This is a genomic window from Seohaeicola saemankumensis (assembly GCF_021021435.1).
Lineage (GTDB): Bacteria > Pseudomonadota > Alphaproteobacteria > Rhodobacterales > Rhodobacteraceae > Seohaeicola.
In genome coordinates this window covers 295,804-309,554 of sequence record NZ_JAINWI010000003.1, presented here as the reverse complement: position 1 = coordinate 309,554, position 13,751 = coordinate 295,804, and the positions used below count along the sequence as shown (strand labels likewise).

At 61.0% G+C, this 13,751-nt stretch carries 15 protein-coding genes and 1 tRNA gene; 8 read left to right on the top strand and 8 right to left on the bottom strand.

The window, feature by feature from the left end; translation table 11 throughout:
* Positions 1-5: 5 nt before the first annotated feature.
* The 4 genes from K7H22_RS01650 to purC form a co-directional block, all read right to left on the bottom strand.
* On the bottom strand, positions 6-1,811 hold the full coding sequence (locus tag K7H22_RS01650; protein ID WP_230798881.1) for a sensor histidine kinase: 1,806 nt from the start codon (positions 1,809-1,811) through the stop codon (positions 6-8).
* A 36-nt stretch (positions 1,812-1,847) separates the two neighbouring features.
* A complete protein-coding gene (gene purQ, locus K7H22_RS01645; protein ID WP_230798879.1) occupies positions 1,848-2,516 on the bottom strand; it encodes a phosphoribosylformylglycinamidine synthase subunit PurQ in 669 nt (222 codons plus the stop codon).
* Positions 2,516-2,755 carry a phosphoribosylformylglycinamidine synthase subunit PurS gene (purS, locus tag K7H22_RS01640; protein ID WP_230798878.1) on the bottom strand — a complete coding sequence of 80 codons (240 nt, stop codon included), beginning with the start codon at positions 2,753-2,755 and terminating at the stop codon, positions 2,516-2,518. The genes purQ and purS overlap by 1 nt, the downstream gene beginning before the upstream one ends.
* Positions 2,756-2,851: 96 nt before the next feature.
* A complete protein-coding gene (purC, locus tag K7H22_RS01635; RefSeq protein ID WP_230798973.1) occupies positions 2,852-3,613 on the bottom strand; it encodes a phosphoribosylaminoimidazolesuccinocarboxamide synthase in 762 nt (253 codons plus the stop codon).
* Between the two features lie 158 nt (positions 3,614-3,771).
* Here purC and K7H22_RS01630 point away from each other — a divergent pair, with 158 nt between their 5' ends.
* From K7H22_RS01630 to K7H22_RS01615, 4 genes are all read left to right on the top strand, one after another.
* The gene (locus K7H22_RS01630) at positions 3,772-4,086 is read left to right on the top strand and encodes a DUF1476 domain-containing protein (RefSeq protein ID WP_230798876.1); all 315 of its coding nucleotides are present in this window, start codon (positions 3,772-3,774) and stop codon (positions 4,084-4,086) included.
* Positions 4,087-4,297: 211 nt separating this feature from the next.
* Positions 4,298-5,317 carry a betaine--homocysteine S-methyltransferase gene (bmt, locus tag K7H22_RS01625; protein ID WP_230798875.1) on the top strand — a complete coding sequence of 340 codons (1,020 nt, stop codon included), beginning with the start codon at positions 4,298-4,300 and terminating at the stop codon, positions 5,315-5,317.
* Positions 5,318-5,486: 169 nt separating this feature from the next.
* The gene (locus tag K7H22_RS01620; protein WP_230798874.1) at positions 5,487-6,194 is read left to right on the top strand and encodes a corrinoid protein; all 708 of its coding nucleotides are present in this window, start codon (positions 5,487-5,489) and stop codon (positions 6,192-6,194) included.
* Positions 6,195-6,271: 77 nt separating this feature from the next.
* Entirely contained in the window at positions 6,272-6,928 is a 657-nt protein-coding gene (locus K7H22_RS01615; RefSeq protein WP_230798872.1) for a DUF1638 domain-containing protein, read from the top strand.
* A gap of 80 nt (positions 6,929-7,008) precedes the next feature.
* On the opposite strand, the gene K7H22_RS01610 is transcribed toward K7H22_RS01615, so the two are convergent.
* The gene (locus K7H22_RS01610; RefSeq protein WP_230798870.1) at positions 7,009-7,419 is read right to left on the bottom strand and encodes a SufE family protein; all 411 of its coding nucleotides are present in this window, start codon (positions 7,417-7,419) and stop codon (positions 7,009-7,011) included.
* A gap of 136 nt (positions 7,420-7,555) precedes the next feature.
* Here K7H22_RS01610 and K7H22_RS01605 point away from each other — a divergent pair, with 136 nt between their 5' ends.
* Positions 7,556-8,077, top strand: a complete 522-nt coding sequence (locus tag K7H22_RS01605; protein WP_230798868.1) for a hypothetical protein — start codon at positions 7,556-7,558, stop codon at positions 8,075-8,077.
* A 17-nt stretch (positions 8,078-8,094) separates the two neighbouring features.
* On the opposite strand, the gene rnd is transcribed toward K7H22_RS01605, so the two are convergent.
* On the bottom strand, positions 8,095-9,252 hold the full coding sequence (gene rnd, locus K7H22_RS01600; protein WP_230798866.1) for a ribonuclease D: 1,158 nt from the start codon (positions 9,250-9,252) through the stop codon (positions 8,095-8,097).
* Positions 9,253-9,417: 165 nt separating this feature from the next.
* On the opposite strand from rnd, the gene K7H22_RS01595 reads away from it, so the two are divergent.
* A complete protein-coding gene (locus K7H22_RS01595) occupies positions 9,418-10,626 on the top strand; it encodes an MFS transporter (RefSeq protein ID WP_230798865.1) in 1,209 nt (402 codons plus the stop codon).
* Here the strand turns inward: K7H22_RS01595 and purN are convergent.
* Together purN and purM are read right to left on the bottom strand one after the other, a co-directional pair.
* A complete protein-coding gene (purN, locus tag K7H22_RS01590; RefSeq protein WP_330165819.1) occupies positions 10,623-11,213 on the bottom strand; it encodes a phosphoribosylglycinamide formyltransferase in 591 nt (196 codons plus the stop codon). The two genes, K7H22_RS01595 and purN, sit on opposite strands and share 4 nt — an antisense overlap.
* A complete protein-coding gene (gene purM, locus K7H22_RS01585) occupies positions 11,210-12,277 on the bottom strand; it encodes a phosphoribosylformylglycinamidine cyclo-ligase (protein WP_230798863.1) in 1,068 nt (355 codons plus the stop codon). The genes purN and purM overlap by 4 nt, the downstream gene beginning before the upstream one ends.
* A gap of 134 nt (positions 12,278-12,411) precedes the next feature.
* Between purM and K7H22_RS01580 the strand changes: the two genes are divergently transcribed.
* Positions 12,412-12,487, top strand: a tRNA-Ile gene (locus K7H22_RS01580).
* A gap of 276 nt (positions 12,488-12,763) precedes the next feature.
* Positions 12,764-13,747 (top strand): acetamidase/formamidase family protein, encoded by a 984-nt coding sequence (locus tag K7H22_RS01575; protein ID WP_230798861.1) that lies wholly within the window; start codon positions 12,764-12,766, stop codon positions 13,745-13,747.
* Positions 13,748-13,751: the final 4 nt, after the last annotated feature.

Genomic DNA, 13,751 nt, shown 5'->3' with positions numbered 1-13,751 from the left:
AGGGCTTACTCCGCCGCTTCTATTTCGCTGTCATTACCTAAGATCGGAAGCTGAACTTCAAAGACCGCGCCGCCATCTTTCGCGTTGCGGGCTGTCAGCCTGCCGCCAAGGTCGTTCACGATCCCCGAGGAAATGGCAAGACCAAGGCCCACGCCCTCGCCCGGTTTCTTGGTCGTGTAGAAAGGCTCGAACAGATTCTCCAGATCCTTGATCCCTTCGCCATTGTCGCGCACCGTTAGGGTGGCGGTTTCTCCGGCGGCTAGAATGATGTCGATCTCTGGCGCGGTTACAGTCTGCGTTGCGTCCATTGCATTGCGCAAAAGGTTGATCATCACCTGCTCGATCCTGATCCGGTCGCCCATCACCATGACAGGCTGATCCGGCAAGGCGCGGCTGATCGCGATACGCCGCTGTTTCAACTGTGGCTCCATCATGGACAGGGCTGATGCCAGCGCTTCGCCCATGTTTACAGGGGTCAACTGGTCGCCGCTTTTGCGCGCATAGGACTTGAGTTGCCGCGTGATCGAGCCCATCCGTTCGATCAGATCGTCGATCCGCTGGAAGGATGACAAAGCCTCGTCCGGACGATTGCGCCGCAGAAGCAGGCGCGCCCCGGCCAGATAGGTTTTCATGGCCGCCAAGGGCTGGTTCAACTCGTGGCTGACAGCCGCCGACATCTCGCCCAAGGCCGCCAGTTTCGAGCTTTGCGCAAGGGTCTGTTCGGCCACCGCAAGGGTCTCCTGCACCTTCTCGCGCTCGGCGATTTCCCGCTGTAGCCTTGCGTTCAGCAGGCGGAGTTCTGCCGACTCGCGCTGGAACAGCGCCATCCGCAACGCGTTCTTGCGGCTGGTCAGATAAAAGGCCAGCGCCAGAAGAATGGCGAATCCCATGATTTCCAGGGCCAGCACGCCGTTTACGCGTTCGCGGACGCTTGTGTAGGTCGTGAAACTGGCGATCCGCCAGCCACGGAACGGGATACGACCTTCCATGCGGATCACCGCCTCGCCCATGACATAGGCATCGGCCGGCAAGGCGGTCCAGTCGGCAGTGGCCTGAATGGCACGCTGGATCGCACTTTCAGGCGGCTGCTGGGCCAGGGCTTCCGCCTCGGTCATACCGCGCCAACGCGGTTCGGTCGCCAGCACGATGACCCCTTCGGAATTGGTCACCAGAACCGCATCGGAAATCCCCGCCCAAGCACGTTCGAATTTCTGCAGATCAACCTCGACGACAATTACACCCACTGTAACGTTCTGCGCCGAGATGCGCCGCGAATAAGAAAAATGGAAGCTACCCGACTCGCGGCGCTGCACATTGAAGATTGTGTCATTCGCCCGCAAAGCGTCGACAAAAAAGGATTCCCTGCGGTAATTCGTGCCCAGCCTGTTGCGGTCGGTCGAAGCCACGGCGCGACCCTCGCGGTCCAACAACACAAGGGACGCCGCCCCGATCTCCTCGACGAAAGAGATCAACCTCTGGGTGGATAGCGAATAATCCTCGGTTGTCAGGGCTGAAATCAGGGTCGGATCGCGCGCGAGAAGCTGGGGCACGATGGCGTTTCGGCGCAACTCGCTCAGCAGGTTGCCGCTGTAAAGCGCAAGACGCAGCTCGGCCCTGTTGCGGGTGGTTTCGGTAAAGCGGTCGGTCAGCAGGTTGTTGGTGACCGCAACGGTCACCACAGCGATGACCATCAGCACACCAAGCGCGATACGCGCACGCCAGCCGACCGTGCGCGTGGTATCCGCACGACGCGCCAAACCCCGTGATTTCGACGGCTTTTGTCCTGGGGATGGGGCGCGCTGTGATGTCATGGCGCGAGATTACGCCGATGCGGCCCTGCGCTCAAGTCAGGCAGTCGTCAAGGCACCCACCAGACCGGCAAAGATCTGCCTGCCATCGGTGCTGCCATGCGTGTCTTCGGCGGCGCGTTCGGGATGGGGCATCATGCCGAGAACGCGACGGTTCGCGCTCAACACACCCGCGATATCACCGACCGAACCGTTGACCGGCTCTGCATAGGTGAAGGCGATGCGATCCTCGGCCTGAAGCTGCGCCAGAAGATCGGGACCGGCGGTGTAGTTACCATCGTGATGCGCCACGGGAATGCGCAGCACCTGCCCTTTCTGGTAGCCTGTTGTGAACGCGCTGTCGGTCGTGGCCACGGCCAAACCGACCGCGCGGCAGATGAATTTCAGCCCTGCATTCCGCATCAAGGCCCCCGGCAGAAGACGCGTTTCGGTCAGCACCTGAAATCCGTTGCAGATTCCCAGCACATAACCGCCGCGCCCCGCATGGGCAACCACGGCATGACAGATCGGGGAATTGGCCGCAATCGCGCCGCAACGCAGGTAGTCGCCAAAGGAAAAACCACCAGGAATACCCACAACATCAACGCCTTGCGGCAGATCAGTCTCCTTGTGCCAGATACGGCTGACCTTTGCGCCTGCAGCCTCGAAAGCAACAGCCAGATCGCGGTCGCAGTTCGATCCCGGAAAGGTAATAACCGCCGCGTGCATCAGACGATCTCCACCGTGTAGCTTTCGATCACCGTATTGGCGAGGATGGCCTCGCACATGCGGGTCACCTCGACGCGCGCGGCTTCGGCATCGGTCGCGGCCAGTTCAAGTTCGATCACCTTACCCTGACGGACGGATTCTACGCCCTCGAACCCCAGCGTTCCCAAAGCGTGGCGTACCGCCTCGCCCTGCGGGTCCAGAACCCCGTTTTTCAGCATCACATGCACACGTGCTTTCATCGGTCGTTCTCCGGTCTCGCTGGGCAAAGCGCGCCCCTGCTTCTTCTTGCTTCAAATATCCCTGACCGGCACCCGATCAGGGACTGGCGGCGGATGTCAGTTGATCAGGGTCGGCTTGGTGATTGGCGTTGCATTCTTGGGCATGACACCCAGACGGCGTGCCACTTCGGAATAGGCATCTGTCAGGCTACCCAGATCGCGGCGGAACACGTCCTTGTCCAGCTTGCGCCCGCTTTCGATATCCCACAGGCGGCAGCTATCTGGGCTGATCTCGTCGGCAACCAGAAGGCGCTGGAAGTCACCCTCGTAGACGCGGCCGATCTCGATCTTGAAATCGACCAGCTTGATACCGACGCTGAACATCACGCCAGACAGGAAATCATTGACCCGCAGCGCAAGGCTCAAAATATCGTCCATGTCCTGCTGGCTGGCCCAGCCAAAGGCGGCGATATGTTCTTCGGTAACCAGCGGATCGCCCAGTTTGTCGTCCTTGTAGTAGTATTCGATGATCGGGCGCGGCAGTTGCAGACCTTCCTCGATCCCCAGACGCTTGGACATCGAGCCTGCGGCATAGTTCCGCACGACCACTTCCAGCGGGATGATCTCGCAGGCGCGCACAAGCTGTTCGCGCATGTTGATCCGCTTGATGAAATGTGTGGGGACACCAACGGCTGCCAGTCCGGTCATGAAAAACTCGGACAACATGTTGTTCAGCACGCCCTTGCCTTCGATCACATCGCGCTTTTCGGCGTTGAAGGCGGTTGCGTCATCCTTGAAATACTGGATGATCGTTCCGGGCTCCGGCCCTTCATACAAAGTCTTTGCCTTGCCTTCGTAGATTTTCTTGCGCCGTGCCATGGCCACTCCGGTGCTGAGGACAGGCATGAGTCCCGTCCAGTTGTCCACCCCTTTAGTCGATGGGCGGCCTTGTCGCAAGATGCGCCCTGCCCCTTGCGTCAACCCCTCAGGGTGTGCATATCGAAACGAGGTTCAACTGGCACCCGAGGAAGCGACATATGACAGGCTTTGATGACCGCGAACGCGCGTTCGAGGCGAAATTCGCCCATGACGAGGAAATGAAATTCAAAGCCGAGGCGCGGCGCAACAAACTGCTGGGTCTCTGGGCCGCAGGTCTGCTGGGAAAATCCGAGGCTGAGGCCGCGGAATATGCCCGTGACGTGATCAAGGCCGACTTTGAGGAAGCGGGTCACGAGGATGTGGTTCGCAAGGTTGCGGCCGATCTGGGCGATTTGTCCGATCCCGACACCGTGCGCGCCAAAATGGACGAGCTGCTGGTTGTGGCCAAGACCCAACTGCTGAGCGAGTTCTGATAGGCAAAGCCGCGCGCCGCGTCAGGCCATGTTTTCGCCATGGTGGTGCGCGGCGCGGTCAGGCCCGCACATCCGCGCTTGCAAGGCGGAACGCCTGACCGCTTTCATGCTTTGTTCACAATCATTATGACCAATATGAATTTGCCCGCGCGCGTCAAACATGACACCAGACGCGTGCGTTTGCGTTGCAACGACAAGATCAGGATATGACATGACCGATGCCCTCTCCCGCCTTCTGGCCTCCCGCGACTGGCTGATGGCCGATGGTGCCACCGGCACCAACCTGTTCAATATGGGGCTAAGCTCTGGCGATGCGCCCGAGATGTGGAACGAGGAACATCCAGACCGGATCACCAAGCTTTACAAATCCGCCGTGGATGCAGGCAGCGATATTTTCCTGACCAATTCCTTTGGCGGCAATGCCAGCCGCCTAAAACTGCACGGCGCGGAAAAACGCGCGCGGGAACTCTCGCGGCTCAGTGCCGAATTGGGACGCGCTGTTGCCGACAAATCCGGCCGCACCGTCGTCGTGGCGGGCTCGGTCGGCCCGACCGGCGAGATTTTTGCGCCGATGGGACCGCTGACGCATGCCCTCGCGGTCGAGATTTTTCACGAACAGGCCGAAGGTTTGAAAGAAGGCGGGGCGGATGTGCTCTGGCTGGAGACAATCTCGGCTCCCGAGGAATACCGTGCCGCCGCCGAGGCTTTTGCGCTGGCGAACATGCCGTGGTGCGGCACCATGAGTTTCGACACGGCAGGCCGCACAATGATGGGTGTGACCAGCGCCGCCATGGTCGAGATGGTCGAGGCCTTGCCGAACCCGCCGCTGGCCTTTGGCGCCAATTGCGGCACAGGCGCATCCGACCTGCTGCGCACCGTGCTGGGCTTTGCCGCACAAGGAACTGAGCGTCCGATCATCGCCAAGGGCAATGCGGGCATTCCGAAATACCATGACGGGCATATCCACTATGACGGCACTCCCGAACTGATGGCCGAATATGCGGTTCTGGCGCGCGATGCCGGTGCCACCATCATCGGCGGCTGCTGCGGCACCATGCCCGAGCATCTGTCGCATATGCGCGCGGCTCTTGAAAGCCGTCCGCGCGGGCCGCGCCCGACGCTGGACCGGATCACGGAATTGCTGGGGGCGTTTTCCTCGGCTGGCGATGGCACGGGCGACGATACGGCCGCGCCACGCCGCAGCCGCAGGAGTATCAAACGCGACGGATAAGGCGTCCAGAGCGCATCATTCCGGCAACGGCACGCAGAATTCAAAGGCTCAGGTCGGAACAGATTGCGCCGATGTCGCAATCCGACCAGTGCCCTATCTATAAAGGCCCCAGATGGGCAGACGACAGCAAGACGCAGGCGCTCGCGCCACATAAGCCAAGGAACCCGCCATGTCCGAAGACCAAGACGACATCATCCTCGCCGATCTCGATGACGAGGAACTGGTTCAACAGATGTACGACGACCTCTATGACGGTCTGCGCGAAGAGATCGAGGAAAGCGTCAACATCCTTCTGGAACGCGGCTGGCAGCCCTACGAGATCCTGACCGAAGCGCTTGTCGCGGGCATGACCATCGTGGGCAAGGACTTCCGCGACGGTATCCTTTTCGTACCAGAGGTGCTTCTGGCCGCCAATGCGATGAAGGGCGGGATGGCTATCCTCAAACCGCTTCTGGTGGAAACCGGTGCGCCCAAGCAGGGCAAGATGGTCATCGGCACCGTGAAGGGTGACATCCACGATATTGGCAAGAACCTTGTCGGTATGATGATGGAAGGGGCCGGTTTCGAGGTGATCGACCTTGGCATCAACAACGCCGTCGACAGCTATCTGGATGCCCTGGAGGCTGAAAAGCCCGATATCCTTGGCATGTCCGCGCTGCTGACCACAACCATGCCCTATATGAAGGTCGTGATTGATACGCTGGTCGAAAAAGGCATGCGCGACGACTATATCGTGCTGGTGGGCGGTGCGCCGCTGAACGAGGAATTCGGCCGTGCCATTGGCGCTGATGCCTATTGCCGTGATGCCGCTGTTGCCGTGGAAACCGCAAAAACCTATGTTGCGCAAAAGCATAATCAGGCGGCTATGCGCGCCTGAACGGGGGCCGCGTCTGACCGGACCAGATGCCCGCACCCGTAAGGTGCGGGCTTTTTCTTTTGAGCAAGGGATCACGGATGGATCTGCCAGACGATGACCAGTTGACGCAACAAGGTCTGGCGCTGAACGCGCCCCCTGCCCCTTTGCAGCGCGTATTGCTAATCGCCTGCGGTGCCCTCGCGCGCGAAATTCTTGATCTGATCGCACGCAACGGTTGGGACCATATGGATCTGACCTGCCTGCCCGCGATCCTGCACAACCATCCCGAACGGATACCGCAAGCCGTGGAACAGGATGTGCTGAAGCACCGTGCCGCGTATGACCGCATCTTTGTGGTCTATGCGGATTGCGGCACGGGTGGACAACTGCAGACCGTCTGCGAAAGGCTGGGTGTCGGTATGGTGGCCGGACCGCATTGCTACAGCTTTTTCGAGGGTAACGCGCAGTTTGCGGCCAATGCCCCTGACGAGTTCACCGCCTTCTACCTGACCGATTTTCTGGTCCGCCAGTTCGACGCCTTCGTGTGGGAACCCTTGGGTCTGGACCGTCACCCGCAATTGCGCGACACCTATTTCGGGCATTACACGAAACTGGTCTATCAGGCGCAGACCGATGATGCCGCCCTGACTGCGAAAGCTCAAGACTGCGCCGCGCGGCTGGGGCTGGCCTTCGAGCGGCGTTTTACAGGTTATGGCGATCTGGAAGCGGCGCTGGCTGGCGTTTCGGTCATATAATCAGGACGGTCCGATCCCGCGACCTCCTTCAGCCTTGTCGCGCGCGGGGCGTGCGGCTGTTCTGGCCGTTATGCCGTGCCTCAAGCGGCCTCGGCCGCGACCAGCCTGATCCGTTCAATCATCGCACGTAATCCATTCGAGCGTTGTGCCGACAGGTGGTCGTTCAGGCCAAGCCGCGCAAGTTCGGCTGGCGCATCGACGCGCCCCACTTCGGTCACGGGAATATCGTTGTAGAGCGCGCGCAGCACCGCGATCAGGCCGCGCACGATCATCGCGTCGCTGTCGCCCTCGAACCGGAACTGCCCGTTTTCGATCACCGGATGCAACCAGACCTGACTGGCGCAACCATCCACCTTGGTGGCGGCTACGCGCAGCGCATCTGGCAACGGGTCCAGCGCCTTGCCCTGATCAATCACATAGCGATAGCGATCTTCCCAATCCTCGAGAAACTCAAAATCCTCGACAATCGCTTCGAACCGTTCGCTGGCCATTTTCCGTTCCCCGTTTGCTTGCCCCATCAGTTAGGCAAGCGTGGCGCAAAGGTCCAGTGCGGCCTTGCGTCTTTTCAAGCCGCGACCGATAAGGTAGTCAGGTCTTAATACAATATAGCGGATGGGGCGGCACTGGATGCGACACCTTACTTCGGCCCTTTTGGTCTCGACACTGGTTCTGTCCGGATGTGCCGGAGTGCGCGACTCGCGCATCAATCCGTTCAACTGGTTCGGGCGCTCGCAGGTCGAGCCTGTGGCCTCGACCGAGGCAAATCCGCTGATCCCCAGAGGTGGCACCGGCGGTCTTTTCGCCGCCAGCCGCCCCGCTGATGTTTTACCGGATGCACCACTTGCGGCACAGGTGGGGGATCTGTCGGTTCTGCGTGTGCAGGGCGGCGCGCTGATCCGCGCCACAGCCGTGTCAGACACGGTCGGCGCGTTCAATGTATCACTACAGCCTGTGAATAACGGCGTTCCAGTCGATGGTGTGCTGACCTATGAGTTGCGCGCCTTCGCACCTTCTGCCGGGTCCATGCCCATGCCCGAACGCGCCAGAAGCCATGTTGCTGCAGTGCGGGTCAGCGATGCCGATCTGGATGGCGTGCGCGTGATCCGTGTGCAGGCCGAACGCAACGCAGCCACCACAACTCGGCGTTAAGCCCACGTCACGCAGCCTTACAGCTCGACGATCCTGACATCATTGCCTTTGGCCGACAGGGCAATCTGCCCCTGACACAGACGCAGCGCATCGGTGCCGAATACCTCGGACCGCCAGCCGCGCAGGGCGGCCACGTCACGCTCGCCCGCAGCAATCGCGTCCAGATCGGCGCTTGAGGCGATCAGCTTGGATGCTACGCCCGAATCTTCGGTCTTGGCTTTCAGCAGGACGCGCAGCAGATCGGCCAGCGCCGGATTGACCTGCATCTTCTCGCGGCTGAGGTCAGGGCGCGGATAATCTTCGGGCGCGCAATCCATGCCTGCCTTGATCGCGGCCAGAATACCATCCGCAATCTCACCCTTGCGCGCCTCGCGCATCAGCAGACGCGAGCGGTTCAGATCGTTCATCGTCACAGGTTTGGTCGAGGCGAGTTCGACCAGCGCATCGTCCTTGTAGACACGGCTGCGCGGCACATCGTTGGTCTGGGCATATTCCTCGCGGAAACGCGCCAGTTCGCGCACGATGGCCAGAAACTTACCCGATGTGGTGCGGGTCTTGACCCGCTCCCATGCATCCTCGGGGCGCGAGATATAGGTTTCGGGGTTGGTCAGGATCTCAAGTTCTTCCTCGACCCATTTGGACCGGTCGGCTTTTTTCAGTTCCTTGGCCAGATATTCATAGACCTTCCGAAGATGGGTCACATCCGCCAGCGCATAGGCCATCTGCGCCTCGCTTAGCGGACGGCGCGACCAGTCTGTAAAGCGCGAGGACTTGTCGACGCTGGCCTTGGCGATCTTCTTGACCAGTGTCTCGTATCCGGCCTGCTCTCCAAAGCCGCAGACCATCGCGGCCACCTGCGTGTCGAACAGGGGCGTCGGAAAGACGCGGGCATTGACGAAAAATATTTCCAGATCCTGCCGCGCGGCATGGAAGACCTTGACCACGGATGTATCACGAAAAAGCCCGTAGAGCGGCTCCAGAGACAGACCATCCACCAGCGGATCAACCAGAACAGCAGTGCTGTCATCATTGCCGGGCATCGCCATCTGGATCAGGCAAAGCTTGGAATAATAAGTGCGTTCTCGCAGGAATTCCGTGTCGAGTGTGACATAGTCGTGGCGGCGCGCTTCGGTGCAGAAAGCGGCAAGGTCTTCGGTTGTGGTGATTGTTCTCATCTAGGGCCCTGTTCCGGCAGCGTTGCGATCCGCGCAACGCATGTCTTCGGGTCTTACGTCATTGCTGCACCAAAGGAAAGTCCGTGCTGTGCGGTTCTGCCCTTGACAATCTTCCGACCAGACAGCGCAGTACGCACCAGCCCCCGCGCCTGCAAGAATGATCACATGCCCCTGTTCGCAGCCGATCCCGCCAACCCTGACCGCTGGCTTCATTTGCGGTTGGTCATCGGCATTGGCGTCACACAGATCATTGGCTTTGGCACATTCTTTTACGCGTTCGGGAGCGTCGTTCCCGCCCTTTCCGCCGATCTGGGAATCACCCCCGGCACAGCTTTTGCCGCGTTCTCGCTGGCCTTGCTCACCGGCGCGCTGGCGGCCCCGACAGCCGGACGTCTGATCGACCGCTACGGGGCGCGGCCCGCCATGTCTGTCGGATCAGTTCTCGGTGCCCTGTCGCTGATCGCACTTAGTCAGGCGCAAGGTCTGGTGACATTGGGGCTGGCGCTGGTCGCGATGGAAGTAACGGCAACCCTTGTCCTTTATGATGCGGCTTTTGCAGCCTTGGCGCAGGCGCTGGGTCCAGCGCGCGCGCGCCGCGCGATCACGCATATGACGCTGCTTGGCGGTTTCGCATCAACCCTGTTCTGGCCCCTGACACAAGGCATTCTTGTCTGGGCCGACTGGCGTACCGCCTATCTGGTTTTTGCCGCGCTGAACCTGTTTATCTGCCTGCCGTTGCACCTTGGCCTCCGCAATGCCCCCGATTTGGTGCCCGCTGGCGGCGCAGTGGCGCCGCCGCCGCCGCAGTTCTCGCCCTTGCCTGAGGCACAGCACGGGCGCGCCATGCTCTGGGTGGCGATCGCCTTCGCTGTGGCGGGGTTGGTCTTTTCAGCCCTGTCCGCAAGCTGGGTAACGACATTGACTGCCTTCGGCCTACCCGCCGCCGCTGCCGTGACCGCAGGGACCCTGATGGGCCCCGCCCAAGTGGGTGTGCGTGTGCTGGACATGCTTTTCGGACTGCGCCTGCATCCGCTGACCACAACGATGATATCGACGCTGCTGCTGGTTGTCGCGCTTGGCGTGCTGTGGCTGACGGGTCCAACGCTTGTGGGCGCGCTGGTCTTTGCGGTGCTTTTCGGACTGGCGCAGGGTCTTACATCCATCGTGCGGGGCACGGTGCCGCTCGTCCTGTTCGGCCCCATCGGATTTGCAGCGCGCCTGGGGCGCCTCGCTTCGGTCCGGATGGTGATGGCGGCAATCGCTCCTTTCGGGATCGCGCTGATCATCGACAGGTTCAGCGCCAGCGCTGCTTTGCTGGCAATGCTATGTCTCGCCATACTTGGCGCGTTGGCGCTGCGAATGATCCCGCGCTAGAGGTCGATCCGTTCCCGATCGCCGCGCGCAAACCGTTCCAGCACCATCGGATAGAGCCGGTGTTCTTGTTCCAGAACGCGCGCCGCAAGGCTGGATTCGGTATCGCCCGGCTGAACCGGCACCCGTGCCTGCCCAAGGATCGGGCCGTCATCCAGCGCAGGCGTGACCAGATGGACGGTACAGCCTGCCTCGGGATCGCCGGCCTCCAGCGCGCGGGCATGGGTGTGAAGCCCTTTGTATTTCGGCAAAAGCGAAGGATGGATATTCAGCATCCGACCTTCCCATGGCTGGACGAATCCGGCGGTGAGCACCCGCATGAACCCCGCCAGACACAGGATATCAGGGGCTGCCTTGTCGATCTCGGACTGCAGGGCTGCCTCGAATGCGGGTCGGTCACCTTTATAGGCACGGTGATCCACCGCCGCTGTGGGAATACCCATCGCCGCCGCGCGCGCCAGCCCAGCGGCCGCCGGGTCGTTCGAGGCCACCAGCACACAGCGCGCCGGATGATCGCCTGTCATGCTTTCGACAAGGCGGATCATGTTCGATCCGCCCCCGGAGATCAGGATAGCCACGCGTTTAGTCACAAAAGTGTGCCTGTGTAGGACACGCCTGCCTCGCCGTCGGTCACGTGGCCAAGGACATGCACATCCTCGCCCGCGTCGCGCAAAAGTGCGGCCAGTGCGTTGGCGCGGTCAGGGGCGACGACAAGGATCATGCCGATCCCGCAGTTGAAGGTCTTCAGCATCTCGCCCTGATCCATGCCGCCCGTCTGTGCCAGCCACTGGAACACGCCGGGCAATTGCCAACTATGCAGATCAATCTGTGCGCCCAGATCAGCGGGCAGAACGCGTGGCAGGTTTTCGGTCAGACCGCCGCCGGTGATATGGGCCAGCGCATGCACGCCGCCCGCGCGGATCGCCCGCAACACTTGGGTCACATAAAGCCGCGTGGGGGTCAGCAGAACCTCGCCCATCGTGCCTGTGCCGAAGGGGCAATCATCCTGCCAGCCAAGGCCGGACACCTCGACCAGTTTCCGCACAAGGGAATAGCCGTTGGAGTGCACCCCGTCGCTGGACAGGCCCAGCAGCACATCGCCCGCCTGCACACCGGCAGGCAGGTCCTGCCCGCGTTCCATCGCACCCACGGCAAAACCTGCCAGATCGAAATCACCGCCATGATACATGCCCGGCATCTCGGCAGTCTCGCCCCCGATCAGCGCGCAACCCGAACGGGCGCAGCCCTCGGCAATGCCTTCGATGATACGGGTCGCGCTGTCCAGTTCCAGCTTGCCAGTGGCGAAATAGTCCAGAAAGAACAGAGGCTCCGCCCCCTGACAGACCAGATCGTTGACGCACATCGCCACCAGATCAATGCCGATCGTGCCGACATTGCCGGTATCAATCGCGATCCGCAGCTTGGTGCCCACGCCATCGGTGGCCGCAACAAGGATCGGATCGGCATATCCCGCAGCTTTCAGATCGAACAGGGCGCCGAACCCGCCAAGCCCGGACATGCTGCCGCTGCGCGCCGTGCGCTTGGCCGCTGGCTTGATCCGCTCGACCAGCGCGTTGCCCGCGTCGATATCGACGCCCGCATCGGCATAGGTAATCCCGTTTTTGGCACCCTTGGCCTGCTCTGCATCCGACATCGAATATCCTTTCATCGCGTGACCTGCGGGTTAATCCAAAGCCTGCCTTTTGGCAATCTGAAAGCCCCACCTGTCGCATCGTGCGCGCGAAAGCCTTGACGCCCCCCGCTCTTCTGCTAGCAAGACGTCAGGTCGGGCCTGTAGCTCAATGGTTAGAGCAGAGCGCTCATAACGCTTTGGTTGGGGGTTCGAGTCCCTCCGGGCCTACCATGCAACGCGGTTTGCATTGCATTTGATTGAAATGCCCATTTGATTCTGCCGGATTGGAACGGTCGCAAACCTCAGCCGGTGACGTGGCCGGCCACGGCAGTCAGCGTTCGCTTCCAGCCGGATTTTTCAGCGCTTGTGCGCACTGCGCCATGTGGCGCGGCCCGCAGTAAGGGCAGATACCGGTCGTTGCCTTCCTTAGCGTCAACATCTCTATTGCCTTGAGTATGGACAAGGCTAACATCCTGATAGGTTCAACAAATCCGAGAGGGTATCTGCATGACGTGGCTTGCATCTTCGTTCATGGGGCGGCGCGGTGTGGCGCAAGCGCAGGAACGGGCCCATCATAGCCTGACCGAAACGGATCAAGGCGCGTTTCACTATGTCTACGGTCCCTACGCAAAGCCGGTGATGCATGTCGCCCCCGGCGATGTTGTTGCGGTCGAAACACTGGACGCCTTTGGCGGTGCGGTGAAGACAGAGGCTGATCTGCCCTCGAAAGTGCTGAACATGCCGTTCGTCAATCCGCAGAACGGTCCCATCGCCATTGAGGGTGCCAAGAAGGGTGATGTGCTGGCGGTTTACCTCAAAAGTATCCTGCCGCGTGGCCCGCAACCAGCGGGCACAACGGCGCTGATCCCCGATTTCGGCGGGCTTGTCGCCTCCAGCCTGACGCATCTGAACGCGCCGATTGCCGAGCGCGTCAAGAAGATGGACGTTACGCCCGATGGCGTCAAATTCTCGGATAGGATCACCCTGCCCTATGAGCCCTTTGTCGGCACAATGGGGGTTTCCCCCGAGATCGAGGCGATCTCGTCCCTGGTTCCCGACTATTACGGCGGCAACATGGACCTGCCCGCCATTGCGCCGGGGGCTGTGATGTATTTCCCCGTCCAGCGGGACGAGGCGTTTTTCTACATCGGTGACTGCCACGGTCGCCAAGGGGACGGCGAACTCTGCGGTGTTGCTGTCGAAATTCCGGCCACGGTGGAGTTTCAGATCGACCTTATCAAAGGTTGGTCCATACCCGGCGTACGGCTGGAAACCGAGGATTTCATCATGTCCGTAGGCTCGGCCCGCCCGATGGAGGATGCGGCACGGATGGCTTACCGCGACCTGATCCGCTGGATGGTGGAGGATTACGGGTTCGAGGAATCCGAGGCGTATTTTCTGGCTACGCAGGCCGGAAAGATGCGTGTGGGTAATATGGTGGACCCGAAATATTCGCTGGGTGCGTCGATGCTGAAAAAATATCTGGTTTAAGGGG